Source organism: Pedobacter ghigonis (assembly GCF_903166585.1).
GTDB lineage: Bacteria > Bacteroidota > Bacteroidia > Sphingobacteriales > Sphingobacteriaceae > Pedobacter > Pedobacter ghigonis.
In genome coordinates, this window is the sequence record NZ_CAESCM010000009.1 from 142591 (window position 1) to 163038 (window position 20448).

Annotated in this window: 16 protein-coding genes; 7 read left to right on the forward strand and 9 right to left on the reverse strand. The window is 40.8% G+C overall.

Features of this window, described 5'->3' with window-relative positions:
- Positions 1-132: 132 nt before the first annotated feature.
- The gene (locus HWV58_RS14285; protein WP_175634752.1) at positions 133-852 is read left to right on the forward strand and encodes a heavy-metal-associated domain-containing protein; all 720 of its coding nucleotides are present in this window, start codon (positions 133-135) and stop codon (positions 850-852) included.
- Here the strand turns inward: HWV58_RS14285 and HWV58_RS14290 are convergent, their stop codons facing one another.
- Genes HWV58_RS14290 through HWV58_RS14305 form a run of 4 tightly spaced genes read right to left on the reverse strand, consistent with a single transcriptional unit; the run spans position 853 to position 4481 of the window.
- Entirely contained in the window at positions 853-1329 is a 477-nt protein-coding gene (locus HWV58_RS14290; protein WP_175634753.1) for a DUF6265 family protein, read from the reverse strand.
- The gene (locus HWV58_RS14295) at positions 1326-1850 is read right to left on the reverse strand and encodes a YfiT family bacillithiol transferase (RefSeq protein ID WP_175634754.1); all 525 of its coding nucleotides are present in this window, start codon (positions 1848-1850) and stop codon (positions 1326-1328) included. The genes HWV58_RS14290 and HWV58_RS14295 overlap by 4 nt, the downstream gene beginning before the upstream one ends.
- Before the next feature lie 3 nt (positions 1851-1853).
- Positions 1854-3035 carry a fibrobacter succinogenes major paralogous domain-containing protein gene (locus HWV58_RS14300; protein ID WP_175634755.1) on the reverse strand — a complete coding sequence of 394 codons (1182 nt, stop codon included), beginning with the start codon at positions 3033-3035 and terminating at the stop codon, positions 1854-1856.
- 48 nt (positions 3036-3083) lie between these two features.
- Positions 3084-4481, reverse strand: a complete 1398-nt coding sequence (locus tag HWV58_RS14305) for an aldehyde dehydrogenase family protein (RefSeq protein WP_175634756.1) — start codon at positions 4479-4481, stop codon at positions 3084-3086.
- A 115-nt stretch (positions 4482-4596) separates the two neighbouring features.
- Here HWV58_RS14305 and HWV58_RS14310 point away from each other — a divergent pair, with 115 nt between their 5' ends.
- The 5 genes from HWV58_RS14310 to HWV58_RS14330 all read left to right on the forward strand — a co-directional run bounded on the left by HWV58_RS14310 (position 4597) and on the right by HWV58_RS14330 (position 9774).
- On the forward strand, positions 4597-5772 hold the full coding sequence (locus HWV58_RS14310; RefSeq protein WP_175634757.1) for a hypothetical protein: 1176 nt from the start codon (positions 4597-4599) through the stop codon (positions 5770-5772).
- Between the two features lie 160 nt (positions 5773-5932).
- On the forward strand, positions 5933-8317 hold the full coding sequence (locus HWV58_RS14315) for a S9 family peptidase (RefSeq protein WP_175634758.1): 2385 nt from the start codon (positions 5933-5935) through the stop codon (positions 8315-8317).
- A gap of 253 nt (positions 8318-8570) precedes the next feature.
- A complete protein-coding gene (locus tag HWV58_RS14320) occupies positions 8571-9203 on the forward strand; it encodes a peroxiredoxin (RefSeq protein ID WP_025141704.1) in 633 nt (210 codons plus the stop codon).
- 14 nt (positions 9204-9217) lie between these two features.
- Positions 9218-9526 carry a thioredoxin family protein gene (locus HWV58_RS14325; protein WP_109925589.1) on the forward strand — a complete coding sequence of 103 codons (309 nt, stop codon included), beginning with the start codon at positions 9218-9220 and terminating at the stop codon, positions 9524-9526.
- Positions 9526-9774, forward strand: a complete 249-nt coding sequence (locus HWV58_RS14330) for a DUF6952 family protein (protein WP_010599336.1) — start codon at positions 9526-9528, stop codon at positions 9772-9774. The genes HWV58_RS14325 and HWV58_RS14330 overlap by 1 nt, the downstream gene beginning before the upstream one ends.
- A 575-nt stretch (positions 9775-10349) precedes the next feature.
- Here HWV58_RS14330 and HWV58_RS14335 read toward each other — a convergent pair.
- From HWV58_RS14335 to HWV58_RS14355, 5 genes are all read right to left on the reverse strand, one after another.
- Positions 10350-12935: a phosphoenolpyruvate carboxylase gene (locus HWV58_RS14335; RefSeq protein WP_175634759.1), complete on the reverse strand. Its 2586-nt coding sequence runs from the start codon at positions 12933-12935 to the stop codon at positions 10350-10352.
- A 262-nt stretch (positions 12936-13197) separates the two neighbouring features.
- Complete coding sequence (locus tag HWV58_RS14340; protein WP_175634760.1) at positions 13198-14745, reverse strand: DHA2 family efflux MFS transporter permease subunit; 1548 nt, start codon at positions 14743-14745, stop codon at positions 13198-13200.
- Between the two features lie 8 nt (positions 14746-14753).
- Entirely contained in the window at positions 14754-15833 is a 1080-nt protein-coding gene (locus HWV58_RS14345) for an HlyD family secretion protein (protein ID WP_175634761.1), read from the reverse strand.
- A gap of 8 nt (positions 15834-15841) precedes the next feature.
- On the reverse strand, positions 15842-17161 hold the full coding sequence (locus tag HWV58_RS14350; protein ID WP_175634762.1) for a TolC family protein: 1320 nt from the start codon (positions 17159-17161) through the stop codon (positions 15842-15844).
- On the reverse strand, positions 17158-17787 hold the full coding sequence (locus tag HWV58_RS14355) for a TetR/AcrR family transcriptional regulator (RefSeq protein ID WP_175634763.1): 630 nt from the start codon (positions 17785-17787) through the stop codon (positions 17158-17160). The genes HWV58_RS14350 and HWV58_RS14355 overlap by 4 nt, the downstream gene beginning before the upstream one ends.
- Before the next feature lie 118 nt (positions 17788-17905).
- Here HWV58_RS14355 and HWV58_RS14360 point away from each other — a divergent pair, with 118 nt between their 5' ends.
- Positions 17906-20401: a glycoside hydrolase family 9 protein gene (locus tag HWV58_RS14360; RefSeq protein ID WP_175634764.1), complete on the forward strand. Its 2496-nt coding sequence runs from the start codon at positions 17906-17908 to the stop codon at positions 20399-20401.
- The last annotated feature ends 47 nt before the right edge of the window (positions 20402-20448 follow it).

Below are 20448 nucleotides of genomic sequence, written 5' to 3' on the forward strand. Positions count from 1 at the left end.
ACCTGCTCTCTAAACAGTAAAAGATTCTTTACTACGTTCAGCATGGCAGAATCCAAAATTCTATAAAACTTTATGGTTATTCTGTAACGGATCCGGGTGCCGGATGAGGTAAATTTGTTTAAAATTTATAACATGACACATACCTATCAACTTACCGGCATGACTTGTGGCGGTTGCGAAAATAAAATAAAAAAGAATCTTTTTGTTTTTCCTGATATCACTTCTGTCGAGGGTTTGAAAGACAGCAACTCGGCCACCATTAGCATGGATAAGCACATTGGCTTAGCCACTCTGCAAGATGCTTTAGGGGGCAAAGACAGCAAATATCAGATCTCGCCAGTTGCACACAACGAAATGGTAGAAGAAACCAAATCGTGGGCAGCAACCTATAAACCCATTTTGCTTATTTTTGGCTATGTTACTGCGGTTTCATTAATTGTTTCTTTGCAAAACGGAGTGGTGGATTTTATGGTTTTCATGCGTATTTTCATGGCGGGGTTTTTCCTTACTTTCTCTTTCTTCAAAATGCTCAATTTAAAAGCATTTGCCGAAAGCTATGCCATGTACGATATCGTTGCCAAAAAGTTTAGTGCCTGGGGTTATGTCTATGCATTCATCGAATTGGGATTAGGCCTATCGTTCGCCTTAAACCTATCTCCCGTAGCGGTTAACTGGGTTACTCTAATTGTAATGACGGTTAGTGTTTTGGGCGTTTTAGAAAGCGTGCTGAACAAGAAAAAAATTCAGTGTGCCTGTTTGGGTGCTGTTTTCAACCTGCCCATGAGCACCGTTACCATTGTTGAAGATGCCATTATGATTGCGATGAGTGCCGCGATGCTGGTGCTGATGTAGTTATTTCCTTATGTACTTAAACTCCGATTTTCGGCTTTTACCATTAAGCTCGCCTTCAATCCAGGCGAGCATTTCTCTTTTGCCCTTATCCTGGTAAACAATTCTTTGCGGGAAATCGTGCATTTTATTCTCGAAAACGTAAGTCTGATCTGTGGTAGAAATCAGTTTAAAACACACTTCTTTACCTTCATTTTGTCCGTTTACGGTTGAGCAATAAAAAGTATCTTTTCCAACGTTTCTAACTTTAAGGGTTTCGGTAAGTGTACTATCTCCTTTCGCATTAATGCGGTAGCTTTTGCCGCTCAGCGTTTTATCCGGATTTCGCACCCATTGCTCTACAATTTTCCCCTTGGACGTTTGCATTTCCCAGGAGCCTAAAACAAAAGCTAAGGTTTTGGAAGGTGCTTTTTGGGCATTCGCCAAAGTCGAAAAACCAATAAGCAACAAGGTCAGTAAAGTTAAACGGGTATTTTTCATTTTGTTATGGTATTGGTAATGTGTGCTAAATGGTGTTTGCCGTGCCAGGCATACATGCCCAGCATATTGGCCAAAGTAAGTTCTTTACCATGCTCGGGGTGGATGTATTTGCGCTGGAAATCGGCTTGTTGAAGTGTTTTTAAAAAGGTAACCCAGCGCTGATGCAATGCTGCGATTAAAGCAAGAGAAAGTTCGATATCACCGTTTTTCGCCTCTCCTATTTCGGCCCATCGCTCTTCGTAATACGGCCTGATTACGGGCACATCTTCGGTAATGGCCTGCTTAAAACGGATATAGGCATTAATGTGGCTATCGGGAATGTGATGAACAACCTGCCTTAAAGTCCAGCCACCTGGCCGGTAGGTTTGGTTTAAATCTTCATCCGTTAAGCCTTCGGTAGCTTTTCTAAGCTGCCCGGGTAAGGCCTCAATTTCAGCAATCCATTCATCAATTTGTTTTTGATCGAAAATGGCCGGCATAGAAAACTGACCGATGGGGTATTTAAGTTGCTCGATATCCATTATTTAATCCTTTATACACCTTATGGAGTAACCCATATTTTTAAGTCCTTCTCCAGCCTCTATGTAGCCTTTCACATATAAATTATAATACCATGCTGTTCCTCCAGATTTAGCTGTTGCAGTCCACCAGTTAGCATCTAAAGAAAGACTCTCGTATTTACCGTCGCCACTCCGCTTTCCTCCAGGCAAACCCGTAAATTTTGTAATATTTGAAGCACCTGTATCACTTGACCAGTGACTAGTTCCGCTTTCCTGAATTTTATCGCCACTGTAACGGTCTCCACCAATGTAGTTATACAAAATAACCCATTCGGCGCTGGTTGGAATATGCCAACCTCTTGGCGCAAGCTGACGGGTATTGTTTACTGCATGCCAATTGTATAAATGTCCATATAATTTACCCTTATCTAAATTGTTATCATAACTGCAATAAGCACCATTTGATTGTATCCCCCACTCAGCATTTCCCGTTACATTTGGTATTATGGTTCCATCTCTGTAATGTGTTGTCCGCAGGTTTTCCATCATCCAGGTTTGGGTTCCTATTTTTACAGCCATGTACACATTCCCATCTACATCTGTCAATGCTTCGGCCACAACAGCATCAGTAACAACAAGATTGGCGAAAACACTTTGTGCAGCATAAATACCAGACTGGGCCTGGCTAGCGGTAATAATTGCCTTACCTGCTCCTTTAATAGTTACCAGATCTCCCGTAACAACTGCAACAGCAGTATTATCACTCTGAAATATCATTTCTCCATCGTTAATACTTTTAGGCCTGGTTAGCAGAAAAGGAGGATCAGTTACTTTTTTATCAGGTATTACAAGGGTACCAATTATAGGCAAAAGTCGTGGAGCGATTACCAAGGTCGCGGTAATAGAATCTCTACGGAAATTTTCGGTTTGCTGTTGTATTGCTGTTATAGTACAGGTACCACTTTTCTTAATCGTAACGATATTGTCCTGAATAGTAACCAGCGATGGATCATTTGTTCTAAAGTAGAAAGCTCCACTGCTTTTACTTTTTGGATCTATAAGTTTAAAAGATGACTGTCCCTCTGTTACAGCACTTAGTTTGAAATCAGAAAGTTCTGGTGATTGAAGTGGAGTTTTTTCCTTTTGACATCCGATTAGGCTTATCAAAATAAAGAATATTGATAGATAGGGGCGTTTTTTCATCATTTCAATTTAACTGCAAAGATCTATAATTAAGCAAGATAATCAAAATGATCACATCAACTTCTTCAGCCACTTTAGCAATCCCCCTTTCGGTGCATAGGGTGGGTAAATCATTTTGGTTACCCCAAGTTTCGATTGGAAAACCACTGCCCTTTCGTGCGAGAAGTTTTTGAACCCAAAAATACCGTGGCAGCTCCCCATGCCGCTATTGTTAACGCCTCCAAAAGGTAAATTAGGATTACTGATATGCACCAGTACATCGTTTATACAGGTTCCGCCGGCACTGGTTTCGGTAATGATTTTATTTTGGTTAGCCGTGCTATCCGAAAAAATATAAAGAGCTAAAGGTTTTGGCTTCCGGTTTATTAAATCAATTGCTTCCTGCAAATGTTTATATCCAACAACCGGCAACACCGGACCAAAAATTTCATCCTGCATAATCGCACTATTTTCGGTTACAGCAGTTAAAAGTGTTGGTGTTATGGTTAAATCCTTTTCGTCAAACTTACTGCCAAAGGCTACAATTGCACCTTCTGCCACAGCAGCATCAACAAGTTTATGCAAACGGCTAAACTGCTTTGGGTTTACAATTTTAGCATAATCGTTCTTATTAATTTCTGAATGCGCAAAAAACATTTTCTCTACCGCTGCCTGGTAATGCTTTACAAAACCGGCCTCCAGGCTTTGGTCAATCAGTACATAATCAGGCGCAATACAAGTTTGCCCGGCATTTACCAATTTACCCCAGGCAATTTTTTCTGCTGCTTTCTTTAAATCGCAGGTGCCATCTACAACAGCTGGCGATTTTCCGCCAAGCTCCAGCGTAACAGAAGTCAGGTTCTTCGCCGCAGCCCCCATCACCACTTTGCCAATAGCAGTACTGCCGGTAAAGAAAATATGATCAAAGGGCAATTCCAGCAATGTTGTAGAAACAGCTGCGTCACCTTCAAAACAGGCAATTTCTCTGGGTTCAAATGTGCTTGCAATAAGTTTACTGATAAGCCCGGCCGTTGCTGCGCTTATTTCAGAAGGCTTAAGAATCGCACAATTACCAGCAGCTATTGCCGATACCAGCGGACTCATCATCAATTGCAAAGGGTAGTTCCAGGGAGCAATAATGAGGCAAACACCTCTAGGTTCGTAATAAATTTTATTGCGGGCAAAAAAATTGCTTAAAGTTTTGCCCGCCGCTTTAGGCCTCATCCAGCCCCTCAGTTTTTTTATGGCGTGGTCTATTTCGGCATAGGTAAAATACAGTTCGGTAACAGCACTTTCGAAAGGATTTTTGCGTAAATCTTCTTTGAGTGCTGCAAAAATCTCCGCTTCCGAATCCGTTAGCGCCTGTTTAAGACGTTTCAGCTTGGCAATCCGCGTTTTTGCATCGGTTTTGCGCAATTCAAATTTGTGTTGCTGCTGCAAGTCGAAAACTGATTTTATCTCTTCTTTCATAATTAAAATTCGATGGCAATTTGGCCGATATGCTGGTTAAATTTAGTTAAAATCAACTCATTTCATTAAAAATTCATTCATTTAAAGCATATTGCAGCAAATTTTAATTTTAAAGATGAAAAGATTGTTTTTTGTTTTCGCATGCTTAATTCCCCTGGTTATGCAAGCCCAAACCCTAAAAACAGATGTACTGGTTATTGGAAACGGCGATGCCGCCTATTCTGCTGCATTCCAATCCTTTAAATCGGGTGTTAAAACTACGCTCCTTACTCAAAAGGAGCAGTTAATCGTGGCAAACAAGCCACAAACTCTGCTTTCTTTTTATCAGCTTTTTTTAAAAAGAGAGACTGAAAATGCACAAAGCCCGAACCTACCGAAGCCTAAAAAAGATAAAAAAAATCCAGCGAAGATAACCGTTGATAGCACCTTACTTCTAAACGTAATTAACAACAGCCCTTACAGTGAAATTAAAAGATCAGGGAGTGGCTGGGAGTTGAAACTTAACAAAGATCTCAGCATCAGGGCAAAAGTGCTGATCATGGCCGATATGCCTGATAAACTAATTGCCGCCTTAAAGGTTAGCACATTAAATCCAGCCTCATTACGCCCGTTAAATTATACTGAAAATCTATACAGAACCAGCATAGCAAGTATTGTAGCAAAGGGAGCAAACTTTTTATCCCTATACAGCCTGCTCATTCCTGACCAGGAAAACCTGATCTATATTCCGGCCGATTCATACGAAACAGGGACGGCAGCGGGAGCAACTGCAGCTTATGCTACATTTTTCGATACCAAAACCAGTTTAGCTAATTTAAAAAGGATTCAGGGTGAGTTATTAAGCTACAAACATGCACTTATGCCTTTTGAAGATGTAAAAGCGGCTGATTCGAATTGGCTTGCTATCCAAAAAGTGGGGATAACCGGAATCATAAAAGCAGAGCTAAAACAAGGAAAAGCCTTCTTTAATCCTGAAAAAGAAGTTAGCTACGATGAAATCAAACAACCCATTAAAGATTATTATTACAAAGCCCAAATCTGGTTCGACGATCATCAAAATGTGCCCATCAATCTGGAAAATACAATCTCTATGGTTTGTTATGTAGGGAATAAATCAGTTGATGCCACAAAAGCCGAATTACAGAAAAAATGGAACAAGAATTATAGGCTCAGCTCCAAATACGACCTGAAAAAAGTTTTAACCAGACGCGAATTTGCCACCATCATCAACGAGTATCTGGAACCCTTTGATAAAGTGAATGTAGATAAAACCGGAAGGGTAATTCGATAATTTCCTGGCCAGGGAGACACTGATTTGCACGTAATACAATTAAAATTTTTCTGTGACTTCCGTGCCTCCGTGGCAGCTTATACGCTTGCATGGTGTAACATTTCCATTTCCTTCGCGATTTAATCTTGTCATTATCTAAATTGCACCAAACCTAAAATTCATGAAGAAATATTTACTCTTTCTTTTGCTCTGCACCGGAGAATACACTTTTGCGCAACAAATTGCCCCATTAACCGTAGAAAAAATAATGCGCGACCCTAAATGGATGGGGGTTGCACCAGGCAATTTCCGTTGGACGGCCGATAGCAAAACACTCTACTTTAACTGGAACCCTGAAAATAAACCAAAAGAAGAGCTCTTTAAAATTTCGGCCACAGGAAGCAAACCTGTTAAAGCGGCTGAAAAGGAAGATGAAAAATTACTAAGCTTAAATTATACTTACAATGCCGACCGTTCGCTAGGCCTTGTTGAAAAGAGCGGCGATATTTATCTCCAGAACTTTAAAACAGGTAAAGAAACGCGCCTTACAAATACGCTTGAAAGAGAAAATAGCCCTGTTTTTTTAAACAATAGCAACATCATTTACCAGGCGGGCGATAATTTGTTTGAAGTTAATCTGAAATCGGCCGAAACCAGCCAGATCACCAATTTTATTAAAGGTAAAAAACCAGGAAGATCGGAAGCGAAACAGGCAACTGAGCAAGACAAATGGCTAAAAGCACAGCAAACGGAGTTATTCGATATTATTAAGAAACGTAACGCCGAATCGCGCAATGCCAACCGCGGCGGAAGAGGTCGATCTGCGGCTACCGGTACCGATAACAAACCATTAAAAGAACTTTATACCGACGACCGTTTTTTAAATAGCCTAGGAATTAGTCCCGACGGGCGTTTTGTTACCTACAAACTAACTACTCCGGCACAGAATAACCACAATACTGTGGTTCCAAATTATGTAACCGCTTCTGGTTATACCGAAGATATTCCAGGCAGGGCAAAAGTGGGCGAAAATGAAAATGTATCGCAGGCTTTCATTTACGATACACAGCGCGATACGATTTACAGCATACTCACTTCAACCATACCCGGGATAAAAGACCTTCCCGATTACCTGAAAGATTATCCTAAAGAACTGGATACACTAAAAAAGAAAAACGCCGACCGGCCTGTTAATCTTTTTGGCCCGCTTTGGAATGATAACGGAAGTATGGGCATCGTGGTTGCAACTTCTACCGACAACAAAGACCGCTGGATTTTAAAACTGGACGCCACAACCGGCAAACTTTCTTTGCTCGATCGCCAGCGCGATGAAGCCTGGATAGGTGGCCCGGGGATTAGCAGCTATTACCAGGGTAACACCGGATGGATTGATAATAACCACTTCTACTACCAAAGTGAGGCGACAGGTTATTCGCATTTGTATGTGGTAAATGTAGCCACTGGGGATAAAAAACAATTAACCTCGGGTAAATGGGAAGTACAAACATTGCAATTATCAAAAGATAGAAGCACCTTTTACATCAAGGCCAATAAAGAACACCCAGGAATTACCAATTTCTTTAAAATCGCGGTAAATGGTGGCGAGCTAGTGCAGCTTACCAGCATGAAAGGCTTGAACGATATTACACTATCGCCCGATGAAAAATACCTGGCTATAAATTACTCTTACCTCAATAAACCTAGCGAATTATACCTGCAAGCCAATAAAGCTGGTGCCAAAGCAGTAAAAATTACCCAGTCTACTTCGGCCGAGTTCGATTCATACAAATGGCGCGAGCCGGATATGGTTAGCTTTAAAAATCGCTATGGTGCCGATGTTTATGCGAGAGTTTACAAATCAGACAACCCGCATCCGAATCATCCGGCAGTAGTTTTTGTGCATGGAGCAGGTTATTTGCAAAATATCCATTTCGGCTGGAGTACCTATTTCCGCGAGTTTATGTTCAATAATTTACTGGCTGATAATGGTTATACGGTTATCGACATCGATTACACTGCAAGTTCGGGTTATGGGCGCGATCACCGCACGGGTATTTACCGCCACATGGGTGGAAAAGACCTGACTGATCAGGTAGACGGCGTTAAATTTTTAGTGGAGAAATATGGCGTAAACCCAAAACATGTTGGTTTATATGGAGGCTCTTATGGAGGCTTCATTACGTTAATGGCTATGTTTAACGAATCGGATGTTTTCACGAGTGGTGCCGCTCTACGCTCAGTTACCGATTGGGCACATTACAACCATGGTTATACCTCAAATATCCTGAACGAGCCTTTTAACGATCCGATTGCCTACAAAAGAAGTTCGCCGATTTACTTTGCCGATAAACTAAAGGGAAACTTGTTAATGGCCCACGGAATGGTTGATGTAAATGTTCATTTTCAGGATATTGTACGCATTACGCAACGCTTTATCGAACTAGGCAAAAACAACTGGGAGCTTGCCGTTTACCCGGTAGAAGACCATGGCTTTGTTGAACCCAGCAGCTGGACGGATGAATATAAAAGAATTTTTAAACTGTATGAGCATACGTTAAAGAAATAGTTTTTAAATCCCGTCATCTCGACCGGACCGCAGTGGAGCGGAGAGATCTGTCTCGAGGTAGATTTCTCGTCTGCGTTGCTCTCCGCTCGAAATGACGATAAAGCGCGAATAGAACCCCGCTATACTTCACACAAACAATATAGTTTTCATCTATACCTGCATCAATAAATACAATTAACAATTAGTAGATCGGGGTTGATTGACTACGCTTTTAGCCGTACCTTTGTGGCACAAAAATAAAAGATAAAAAATTATGGCAATAGTAGGTAAAAAATTCCCGAGTGTTAGTATTGATGCAATGTCAGACATGGGTGATGACTTGAAAATCAATGTATTTGAAGAGGCTGTAAACAAAAATAGCAAAGTGTTATTATTCTGGTATCCAAAAGATTTTACTTTTGTTTGTCCTACAGAATTACACGCTTTCCAGGCTGCTTTACCTGAGTTTGAAAAAAGAAATACAATCGTAATTGGTGCTTCATGCGATACCAACGAAGTTCACTTCGCGTGGTTAAACACACCAAAAGATAACGGCGGTATTGAAGGCGTTACTTACCCAATCTTAGCTGATACACACAGACAATTATCAGGTATCTTAGATATTTTAGATCAGGAAGTTAATTACGACGAAGAAGGAAACGAATCTTTCTCAGGTTCAAATGTTTCTTTCAGAGCGACTTATTTAATCGATGAAACTGGTAAAGTTTTCCACGAAAGTGTAAACGATATGCCACTAGGCAGAAACGTTAAAGAATATTTACGTTTAATCGATGCTTACGCACACGTTCAGAAACACGGCGAAGTTTGTCCTGCAAACTGGGAAGAAGGTAAAGAAGCAATGAACGCAAACAGAACTGGCGTTGCTGAATACTTAGCCGCTAACTAATTAAACAAAACGTTATGTTTTTAGAATTAACAGAAGATAATCTTCAACAATATCTGGCCGATAACTCAAAGGTGATGGTTCAGTATGCTGCATCCTGGTGCGGTAACTGCCGGATCATGAAACCTAAGTTTAAAAAACTGGCTTCAGAAAATGAAGATGTAGCTTTCTTGATTGTTGATGCCGAAAAACTTCCAAACTCACGCAAATTTGCAAACGTTGATAATTTACCAACTTTCGCAGCTTTTGAAGGTGGCAATTTGGTAGATCAGGTACAAACCAACAAAGCAGAAGGCTTGATTGAACTATTTAACAAGATAAAGTAATGAAGATTCCAGTTATAAGACAATTATTTCAAAACACCACTCCGGCACAACTGGAGACTACTTTAGAGGTTTTAGAGGCTTTTTGCGAATTTAGAGGCGTTAGTGAGCACGAAGTTGATGTGGCAGGTGAAATGATTACCAATATTTGCGGCGCACTTGAAGTGCACCAGATGGTAAGCGAAGGTGCTGCTGAAAAAGATGCATTAAATGCTTTCGGCCAAAAAGTAATGGGTTCGATTGACAGATAATCGTCTTAAACTTTAATCGGGCTTTTTCGAAATATAAAATTCCCTGTAGATGAAAATCTGCAGGGAATTTTTGTTTATAAACCATCTCTTTCGACTATTCCGTCATGCTGAATTTATTTCAGCATCTTTCATGCAATTAAGATATAGTACCTATAAATACCTCTGAATCATTTTTTTTTTGGAAAGCAAGGTTCGGTTTTCTATCGACACCTGCAGCCCTGCTTTCCCAGCTGCCGATAGAAAAAATCGGCATTCGTTCAATCAGGTTTAGTTAGCAGGGCTTTGTCATTCTGAACGCAGTGAAGACCTGTGACGCAAGCATCAATACTATTAAAACATCAAATACTTTATGAATAATCTGCAACCCAAGAACTACAGGATCAACACAAAAGATTCTTCACTGCGTTCAGAATGACAATGCATAACAAAAAAGGCCTGTGATGCCACAGGCCTTTAGTTATACTTTTTTTAAACCTCACAGGTTTTTAAACGGCGCAGCCATCAATGAGGCCATTAAAAGCAATATAAATTACGAATTAAACCTGTGAGGTTTGGATCTGAGGTTTGGAATTGCTTTAAGCCAGATTCCTTCCAGCATTTACGATACCAAATACGGTTCTAACTGCCAGTTTTTCTAAGGCCTGCTGATCTTTCTCTTTTTGATCATGCTGTAATTTCTCTAAAGCAAAATGCTGAATCAACACCAAAGGCAAGATAATTTTCTCGCGCGTAGCGATTGATTTTTTATCGATAGGGTAATTAGCCATCAAAGTTGCCTGTCCAGATAGTTTTAAAAGCATCTCCTTCGCTAATTCGAATTCGTTGTGTAGTTGAGTCCAAAAAGCACCAAACTCTTTATCTGCAGCCATATGCGCTGTAATGGTGAAGTCTGATTTGCTCATACTCATCATACAGTTATCTACAATCGTTTTCAGATAATCAGACTCGTCGTAAACCTTAACCACTTTATCCCAGTTACCCGCTTTTTCCTGGTTTTTAAGTGCAGTTCCCATTCCGTAGAAACCCGGAACGTTTTGCTTTAACATACTCCAGGCGGTTACAAAACTAATTGCCCTTAAGTCTTCCAGTTTCATTTCACCACCACCATTTCTTTTTACCGGACGGCTACTGATATTGGCCTGCGATAATAGTTTTAACGGTGAAAGTTTCTCCAGGTAGCTTACAAACAGCTTGTGTTCGCGCAAATCGACAAATGTGGTATAAGCATCTTCAGCCATTTCATCAAGTAAGGCTTTGTTTTCCGGATCCAGAAGAACATTATGTTTCTCTTTTAAGCCCGAAGTTAAACCTGCATTAATCAATTGCTCGATATTAAACTCAGCGCTTTCTACCGATCCGTATTGCGAACTGATGGTTTGGCCCTGCACGGTTAACTGCATGTTTTTGTTGGCAATTTCTTTACCCATTGAAGCATAGAAACGGTGTGTTTTACCTCCCCCACGTGCCGGCGGACCGCCACGACCATCAAAAAAGGCCAGTTGAATATTGTGCTTAGCCGAAACAGCCGTTAAAGATGTTTTGCCGTTGAAAATAGACCAGTTAGCCATTAAATAGCCTCCATCTTTGGTACTATCAGAATAACCCAGCATAATGTGCTGCTTGTTACCGCGCTTAGCCAGATGTGCTTTATAGAATGGGTTACTGTACAAAGTATCCATAATTGCCGCAGCACCTTTTAAATCATTTACGGTTTCGAAAAGTGGCACAAAATCGATGGTTAACGAATCTTTGCTCCAGCCATTCCAAAGGAAAAGCTCAATCAACTGCAGAATATCGCTTGCCTGCTGGCAGTTGCTGATAATGAATCGGTGGCAGGCCTTTTCGCCGTTGCGTTGCTGAATGCCTTTAATTTCTTTAATTACCTCGATGGTATCTTTGGTTAAAGCATCGGGCTCGCTTGCATAAGCAATAGTTGCTTCTTTAAACGAAATCAGATCCAGTTTCTCTGTTTCCGAAAGCTTATCGTAATCGGCAGGATATAAAGATGAAATCGGCTTATTTGCACGGCAGTAGGCATGTACGTTACGCAACACGCGGCTATCCTGACGAATATCTAACGAAGCAAAATAATTACCATACAAATCGACTTTGCGGATCAGATCATTAACCAGATCAACAAACAGTCCATCATGCTCTTCTAAAAGCGTGTCTTTAATTTTATTCAGGTTCTCTTTCAGCTCACTTGAAATATCCTGAAGCTCGCAGGTTTGATCGAAAGCATTTTTATACAACACATCGTGCAGTTTAACAATGTTCTCTTCAACGCCTCTGAAAGTAATACGGCGTTTAATTACCCTGAAATCGCGGTAATAGCAGCGGAACAAAATCTGACGAAGCATTTTAGAAACCTCTAAAGTGGTATCGGCATGGATATTTGGGTTTCCATCCCTATCGCCTCCCGGCCAGAAACCAAGTTCTAAAATCTTTTTGGTTTCAAGGTTGTATTCGTCCAGGTTCTGGTCTATTTCTTCCTGAATGTTCGCCGCAGCGAAATAAAAAGTATTTTCTAAAAACCAGGCCAGGTTTAATGCCTCATCAACAGGTGTAGGCGATTTTTTATTGAAAAACGGCGTTTTACCCAATTGCTGCAATAGCGAGTTCATTGAGGTAAGGTCGTTATCACGGATGGCTTGCGTTAAATCGGTAATAATAGCCAGTACAGTGCCCGGATAAAATTGTGTTGGGTGTGCGGTTAAAACCAGGCGTAGCGAAAGCTCGTCTATCAGTTTCTCTATTTTCGCCAATACCGGCTTGTTATCGGCATTCTTCTTTAAAATAAAAGCCAGGGTACTCTGCTCATCAGTTGTATTTAACTTGGTAAAAGAAGCATCTTCTACGGCATCAAAAAGTACTACCTGACGCTCGATGTATTGAATGAACCTGAAAAGCAAATCTACGATATCCTTTCGGTCGGTATAGCTGGTGTATTTGGCAAAAAACTCTTCAATAATCTGTGCAGGTTTTTCTCCGTTTGCAATGCCTTCTTCACAGCTCTTAAAAAACAGCGGAAGCAAGGTACCGGTGTCTTTAATTTTGTAAAAAGGCAAGGTGAGAAATAAACTGTTAAAGAGTTCGAATTTTGAGATTACCTCATTATTAAAAATAGATTCTCGTTGCGTAGTTAAACGAAGTTTAGGCATAGCTTATGCAATAGTTTTGTATCCCGTAATACTACAAAAAATGCGTAAGGTATTAAAATTCTAAGGCTTACAATTTGGAAAATTGTAGAATAAATTTTAATTTTAGAATCTTATTTGGCCACCATGTGGTTGAGTAAGAACATTTGCAATGTTTAAGGGCATTGCATTGATTGTTAATTTTTTGGGTTAAAACAGCCGATGTAATAAAATACACCGGCTGTTTTTGTTTTTTGCAAATATTTAGGCTGTTTCTTTGCGAATTTTAATGCACATCTGTCGGAATGTTTGCATTTTTCTTAAACTTTTGAAGATAAAGCAAAGGAATTGAGAACAACATAATCAATCCGGCAACCCAATATGCATCGTCATAAGTAAGTAACATTGTTTGTCTCGTAACGATTCCTTCCATCGCTTTTGCAGCCATAATTTTAGCATCGAACAAACTTTGTCCTTTTGCCATAAACCCTCTGATTAAACCATTAAAACGCTCTACAAATGCAGGGTTATAATCGTTCAGATTGGTTAACAAATTACTTCTGTGAAAACCCGAACGAATGTGGATCAATGTGGTTAAAGCGGCAATACCAAACGAACCACCCAACTGGCGCATCATATTATTTAAACCCGATCCCTGACCAATTTCAGGGCCTTTTAAATCCTGGATAGCCAAAGTAGTTAAGGGTACGAATAAAAGTGCCATACCTACACCTCGGATGACCAATGGTAGGAAGAAATCGCCAGTTCCCGATTGCAAGGTTGATTTACTCAACATCCAACAGAAAATAAAGAAAGCGAGCATACCAAAGGTGGCCATAAATTGTGCCGGCACTCCTTTTTTAAGCATAATACCAATAAACGGCATCATTACGATGGTACATAAACCACCCGGGAACAGCAATTCGCCTGTTTGCAAAGCCGAGAAACCCAACAGGTTCTGACAGAACACCGGGAAAATAAACACCGATCCGTATAAACCAAAGCCCAGGATGAAAGAGGTAAACATACCCACCGCAAAACTACGGTGACGCATAATTTTAAAGTTCACAATGGGGTGGTCGGTACTCATTTCGCGCCAGATGAAAAGCAATAAACCAAATACTGCTGCTGCTGCCAAAGCTGTAATGTATGGTGTGGCAAACCAGTCTTCGCTCTCTCCTTTTTCTAAAACGGTTTGTAAACTACCTACTGCAATAGCCAATAAGGCTATCCCCCACCAATCGACAGGTTGACCCTGCCCTTCTTTAGGGGTGGCGCGCACAAAGGTGTAGGTACAGTAGGCCGCCAGTATCCCGACGGGAATGTTTACATAAAAAATCCATGGCCACGAACTGATATCCAGAATATAACCACCAATGGTTGGCCCAACAGTTGGTCCAACTACTGCTCCCAAACCGAAAAGGGCGGTTGCAATCCCCACATCTTCACGTGGCCAGGTTTCGATTAAGATGGCTTGTGCAGTTGATATTAACCCCCCTCCGGCCAAACCTTGTATAATCCTGAATAAAATAAGTTCATTTAATGAGGTTGCGTTTCCGCACAGAAACGAAACCAGTGTGAAAACAATAATGGAGGTAAGAAAATAATTTTTCCTGCCAAACCGGTTACCCAACCAGCCCGACATTGGCAATACGATAACGTTTGCTACCGCATAGCCGGTGGAAAGCCAGGCCACATCCTCCAGCGTGGCGCCCAGGTTTCCCTGTATTTGTGGAATAGCTACGTTTACGATGGTCGTATCAATCAGCTCCAATAACGAAGCCGTGATCACCGTAAAGGTAATAATCCACTTTTTTAAACCTACTTCGGCCATTTTAAATATTAATTAACAGAAACTGAAGCTTTAACGCTCATACCCGGGCGTAATTTAGCCAGCAATTCTTTTGATGGATGGATTTTGATTTTTACCGGAACACGTTGTACAACTTTAACGAAGTTACCAGTAGCATTGTCAGGAGGCAATAAAGAGCCTTTAGCGCCTGTAATCGGTGCAAAATTATATACTTCACCTTCAATTTTTTCGTCAGGATAAGCATCTACTTCAATCTCTACTTTTGAGCCTGATTTGATTTTCTCCAACTGGGTTTCTTTAAAATTGGCTGTAACGTAAATGCTGCCGTCGTTTACTACCGAGAATAACGACTGACCAGCTTGTACCAACTGACCTTTTTGTACATTCTTTTTAGAAACAATACCAGAAGCCGGTGCTTTAATATCGGTATATGAAAGTTGTAAGGTAGCAAAATCGATATCGCTTTGGCGCTGACTGATGACATTGCTGCTAACTGCCAGTTGTGATTGGGTGGTACCTACTTGTTTAACCGCAGCATTATATTGATCCTGAGCTGCCTGATAGGCTGCTTGTGCTGCTTGCTTTGCTGCTTCTGCCGCTTCTTTTGAAGCCTTTGACTGATCGAAAGCCTGTTGAGTGATCGAACCATCTTTTACCAGGTTTGCATAGCGTGCAAAATCTTTCTGCGCTAAAATTAATTTAACATTTGCCGATTGAACATTAGCCCTTGCAGTTTCTACATTGGCTTTAGCTGTACTCGTATTAGCTTGTGTAGCAATAATCTGCGATTGCGCTACACCAACACCGGCACTTGCGCCTTTCTGGCCCGATTGCGCCTGTTCTAATTTCACTTTGTAATCGTTATCATCAAGTTTAACCAAAACCTGACCTTCGGTTACGTGGGTATTTTCTTCGAAATTAATGTCCTTAACATAACCGCCAACACGGGCAACAACCGGACTGATGTCACCATCAATCTGTGCATCGTCTGTATCTACGTGTTTGCTATAATAATTCCACTCTGTGATACCGAAAACGGCACCTATTACTAGTAAAACGCCTAAAATTATGGGTACTACTAGGCTCTTTTTTTTCTTTTCAGTTGTCATTGCTGTATTTATTGCGTTATTTTTCCTGTTGATTTTAATAAGGTATAGTAAGCCAAACCAGCGTCGGCTTTTGCTATTTCTAAGTTTATTTTTGCCTGGTACAATAAGGTTTCTGCATCGATACGATCGGTAACAGAAGCCACATTGTTTTTGTATTTCGAAGCCAGTAATTTATCGTTCTCTGTAGCCTGCGAAATAGAAGTTTCTAAAACCTGAATTTTATTTACGGCTACCTGATAGCTCTGAAAGTTCTTATTGATATCGGTTTTTACCTGATCTGATAAAATATCTTTCTGAATGCTAATGGCGTTCTGCTGGATTTTAGCCTCGCTTACTTTGTTTTTATTGGTCCAGAGGTTACCAATGTTCCACGAAATGGTAGCACCCAAAGTTACCGGCATTAAGTACTGATTTGTTGGCGGAATAAAATTGCCACTTGGGTTAATATAGTAAAGATTTGCTCCTACACCTACTGTAGGCAAAGTGTTAGCCTTAATAGTTTTGATGTTAAAACCGGCAACCTTATCTTGTACATCAAGTTGTTTTAGTTCCTGGCGGTTGGCCATAGCTAAACCAATATACTCGTTAAGCGAACCTGCCGCTTTTAAACCAGCGCTCGGATCGGTAATTTTAATTTCAGTATCTTCTGGTAAACCCAAAAGGATATCTAAATTGTAATTAATTACCTTGCGGTTGCTTTCGATATCCATTTGCGTAAGCGTAACATTGGCCTGCTGCAACTGAAAACGCAATACATCGTTTTTGGTTACAATACCTTGCTCAAAGAAACGCTGTGCCTGCTTAATCTGGGCTGCAATGGCCTCTAAATTCTGATCAACCACTTTTCTGCTCTGCAAAACTTTATACAAAGCATAATAAGTATTAATTACAGCGTAGGTAATTTCCTCTTTGCTTTTATCGGCATCTAAACGGGCCACGTCGGCCAGGAGTTTAGTTGATTCTTTGGCATACTTTAATTTACCACCACCGTAAACCAACTCTTGTACCGCAGCTGTTCCTACAAAAGCATCGGCTCTTTTAGGGAGGTGAAACGAAGATTCGCTTCCCGGTAAGGTAAAAGTGGTGGTCGGGATTTCGGCATGATTGTACATAAAGCTGGCGTTAGCAGTAGGTAAAGCATTATCTTTTACCACGGCCAGTTGTGCAACCGCCTCATCAATTTTGTTCTGCGAGAGTTTTAAGTTTTTACTATTGGCTATGCCAAGTTCTATTGCCTGATTAATATTTAATTCCTTGCTGCCTTGTGCAAATAAAGCCGCCGGAACTAATGATGCCACAAGCATTAATCTTATTGATTTGGGTATCATCTTTTCGTTGTTAAATAAACTTTTGTTAGGTGTTGCAAGTGGGTTATGGCCCGCTCCTTAATCATTTTTTTGTCTTTCGGATTGTTCAGATCGAAGTTAGAGCAGGATAGGATTTTATTCGGCGCGATTACAACATTGGAAATCGTTCCCATAATGGTTGCAATGATCATGCGCACATCAACATCCTTGTTAAAAGAACCATCCTCAATCCCATCGGTAATGATGCGATCAATCAGCTGCATATTCTGCCCCATAGCATCTTTAATTTTATCGTACATCTCTGGCCGCTGGGTTAAAGACAACTCCCGGTGCATCATTTTATGAAAGGCAGTATTGTTCAGGATCCGGTTTACATAACCTTCAATAACTTTATGAAGTTTTTCAATTGCTGATATCTTATCCTCGTTAATGATTTTTAGCTGAGATGCGAAACTGGCAATACGCTCGTTCATTATCTCTACAAAAACCCCTTCTTTCGAACCGAAATAATAATTTATCATGGCCATGTTCGCTCCCGATTCCTTTGAAATCTGGCGGGTAGAAGTTCCCTCGTACCCCGTTTCGCAAAACAGCTTTTCTGCTGCTTCCAAAATGGCCTGTCTTTTATCTACTTTTTCTGTTTTCATTTTCTTTTTGACGACACAAAATTAATCAAACGATTGATTAACTTGCAAGTGTTTATGTACTTCTTTTACATTATCTTGATAAAACCCTAATTTTAAATGCAATTATCCTCCTTAAAGCATGAAAAATAAATTCTTCGCCACCATAACAGCATTAGGTATCTGTTTGATTCTATATGCCTTCAACGTTAGAAGACACCGGAATGAAGCGGCCTGGATCAGGATAAATTTGCTTGGTTACCCAACAGAAAGCATTAAAGTAGCCGTATGGGCAAGTAAAACAGATCAGATACCTAATCGCTTCGAAATCCTGGAACAGGAAACAAATGCTGTTGTATATTCCTCAACCAATATTAAAAGCTTTGGTAGCTACGGGCCTTTTAAACAAACCGCCCGGTTAACTTTTAGCGATTTTGAAAGGAAGGGTAGATTTTATATCCGTGCCGCCGGAGCCACTTCGCCCCTGCTGTTAATTAATAATGATGTTTACAAAGGAGCTGCCGACTTTTGTTTACGCTATATGCGACAGCAACGCAGCGGATTTAATCCTTATTTAAAAGACAGCTGCCATACACACGATGGTTTTGTGCTTTACGGCACCAAAGCAGGGATTAAAGATAGTACCCATTTCGATGCCTCGGGTGGCTGGCATGATGCCAGTGACTACCTGCAATACGCAACCACATCGGCAAATGCCACTTACCACCTGTTAATGGCTTATCGCGATTTTCCTCAGGTTTTTGGCGATACCCAACAAGCCAATGGCCTGGATGGAAAAAATGGGAAGGCCGATGTTTTAGATGAAGCCAAATGGGGACTTGACTGGTTGCTGAAAATGCATCCGAAGCAGAACGTCATGTTTAATCAGCTGGCCGATGATCGCGATCACATCAGCATGCGCATTCCAAAAGAAGATAATCAATATGGCAAAGGTTTCGAGCGCCCCTTGTATTTTATAACCGGCGAACCTCAACAGCGTGGTAAACTGATGAACAACACCACCGGCACAAGCTCTACAGCAGCTAAATTTACAAGCGCTTTTAACCTGGGTGCCGTATTGTTTAAAGGTATAGATCAACAATATGCCCAAACACTAACTCATAAAGCCCTGAGTGCCTATCGCTATGCTTTACTGAAACCGGGTGTAACCCAAACTGTTTCGGTAAAATCGCCTTACATTTATGCTGAAGACAATTGGATCGACGATATGGAGCTCGCCGAAGCGTCGTTTAACTTTGGCAAAGAAAAACCCGACCGGAATAAGGCCAGGCTTGCCTTAAAGTATGCCAAACATGAAACCGTTACGCCCTGGTTCCAGAAAGATACTGCAGCACACTATCAGTACTACCCTTTTATCAATTTGGGTCATTACGAAGTGGCTAAACAGGGCGAAGGTACAACCACAGGATACTATAAAACAGGTATAGAACAGGTATGGAACCGGGCCAAAAACAATGCTTTTTACCGCGGCATCCCCTTTATCTGGTGCAGCAACAATTTAATGGTTGCTTTTGCTATGCAATGTAACTGGTATGCAGCATTAAGTGGCGATAATACTTTTGCTGAACTGGCGCAAGCCAATTTCGACTGGATTTTTGGCTGCAATCCCTGGGGCACCAGTATGGTTTACGGCCTCCCACAATGGGGCGATACGCCAATCGATCCACATTCGGCCTTTACCCATTTGAAAAATTATCCGATTGACGGCGGATTAGTTGACGGCCCTGTTTACACCAACATTTACAAGGGGCTGATTGGCATTAAATTAAACGAAGCAGATGAATACGCTGATTTTCAAAGTGATTTAGCGGTTTACCATGATGACTATGGCGATTACAGCACCAACGAACCTACTATGGACGGCACAGCATCGCTAATCTATTTGCTGGCAGCCAAGGCAGCCCAGGCTAAATCTACTGACCATAAAACTAAAAGTCTGGGCGCAATCATCCGCCGCGATTCTACACAAAAGAAAATACATTTGGTTTTTACTGGTGATGAATTTGCCAATGGCGGAGAAAAAATCAGGACAGTATTAGCACAGGAAGGGGTAAAAGCATCATTCTTTTTAACCGGAAATTTTTACCGGAACAAAAACTTCAGCGCCCTGATTAAAGGTCTCAAAAAAGATGGGCATTATTTGGGCCCGCATTCAGATAAACACCTGTTATACTGCGATTGGGAGAAACGTGATAGTTTACTGCTAACCCAAGCCACATTTGTAAACGATCTAAAAGCCAATTATAATGCCATGGAGGCTTTTGGTATAAGCAAACAAGCAGCACGGTATTTTTTACCTCCATATGAGTGGTATAACCAAACCATTGCCAACTGGACAAATGAGCAAGGTTTGCAACTGGTTAACTTTACGCCCGGAACGCGGTCGAACGCCGATTACACCTACCCGCAAATGGGAAAAAGTTATCGCACCAGCGAAGAAATATATCGATCAATCACCACTTTTAACGAGACAAAGCCAAATGGTTTAAATGGATTTATTTTGTTGTTGCACATCGGCACTGATGCCCGAAGAACTGATAAATTTTATAACCGTTTACCCGAACTCATTGGCTATTTAAAAAACAAGGGTTATAAATTAGACCGAATTGATAATTAATTGGAATATTGGTGCTAATCACAAATTAAAATTTAAAATAAATATTA

Bases quoted from the DNA above. Each gene is read 5' to 3' on its own strand.
- HWV58_RS14285 (WP_175634752.1), top strand. From the start codon at position 133: ATGACACATACCTATCAACTTACCGGCATGACTTGTGGCGGTTGCGAA.
- HWV58_RS14290 (WP_175634753.1), bottom strand. From the start codon at position 1,329: ATGAAAAATACCCGTTTAACTTTACTGACCTTGTTGCTTATTGGTTTT.
- HWV58_RS14295 (WP_175634754.1), bottom strand. From the start codon at position 1,850: ATGGATATCGAGCAACTTAAATACCCCATCGGTCAGTTTTCTATGCCG.
- HWV58_RS14300 (WP_175634755.1), bottom strand. From the start codon at position 3,035: ATGATGAAAAAACGCCCCTATCTATCAATATTCTTTATTTTGATAAGC.
- HWV58_RS14305 (WP_175634756.1), bottom strand. From the start codon at position 4,481: ATGAAAGAAGAGATAAAATCAGTTTTCGACTTGCAGCAGCAACACAAA.
- HWV58_RS14310 (WP_175634757.1), top strand. From the start codon at position 4,597: ATGAAAAGATTGTTTTTTGTTTTCGCATGCTTAATTCCCCTGGTTATG.
- HWV58_RS14315 (WP_175634758.1), top strand. From the start codon at position 5,933: ATGAAGAAATATTTACTCTTTCTTTTGCTCTGCACCGGAGAATACACT.
- HWV58_RS14320 (WP_025141704.1), top strand. From the start codon at position 8,571: ATGGCAATAGTAGGTAAAAAATTCCCGAGTGTTAGTATTGATGCAATG.
- HWV58_RS14325 (WP_109925589.1), top strand. From the start codon at position 9,218: ATGTTTTTAGAATTAACAGAAGATAATCTTCAACAATATCTGGCCGAT.
- HWV58_RS14330 (WP_010599336.1), top strand. From the start codon at position 9,526: ATGAAGATTCCAGTTATAAGACAATTATTTCAAAACACCACTCCGGCA.
- HWV58_RS14335 (WP_175634759.1), bottom strand. From the start codon at position 12,935: ATGCCTAAACTTCGTTTAACTACGCAACGAGAATCTATTTTTAATAAT.
- HWV58_RS14340 (WP_175634760.1), bottom strand. From the start codon at position 14,745: ATGGCCGAAGTAGGTTTAAAAAAGTGGATTATTACCTTTACGGTGATC.
- HWV58_RS14345 (WP_175634761.1), bottom strand. From the start codon at position 15,833: ATGACAACTGAAAAGAAAAAAAAGAGCCTAGTAGTACCCATAATTTTA.
- HWV58_RS14350 (WP_175634762.1), bottom strand. From the start codon at position 17,161: ATGATACCCAAATCAATAAGATTAATGCTTGTGGCATCATTAGTTCCG.
- HWV58_RS14355 (WP_175634763.1), bottom strand. From the start codon at position 17,787: ATGAAAACAGAAAAAGTAGATAAAAGACAGGCCATTTTGGAAGCAGCA.
- HWV58_RS14360 (WP_175634764.1), top strand. From the start codon at position 17,906: ATGAAAAATAAATTCTTCGCCACCATAACAGCATTAGGTATCTGTTTG.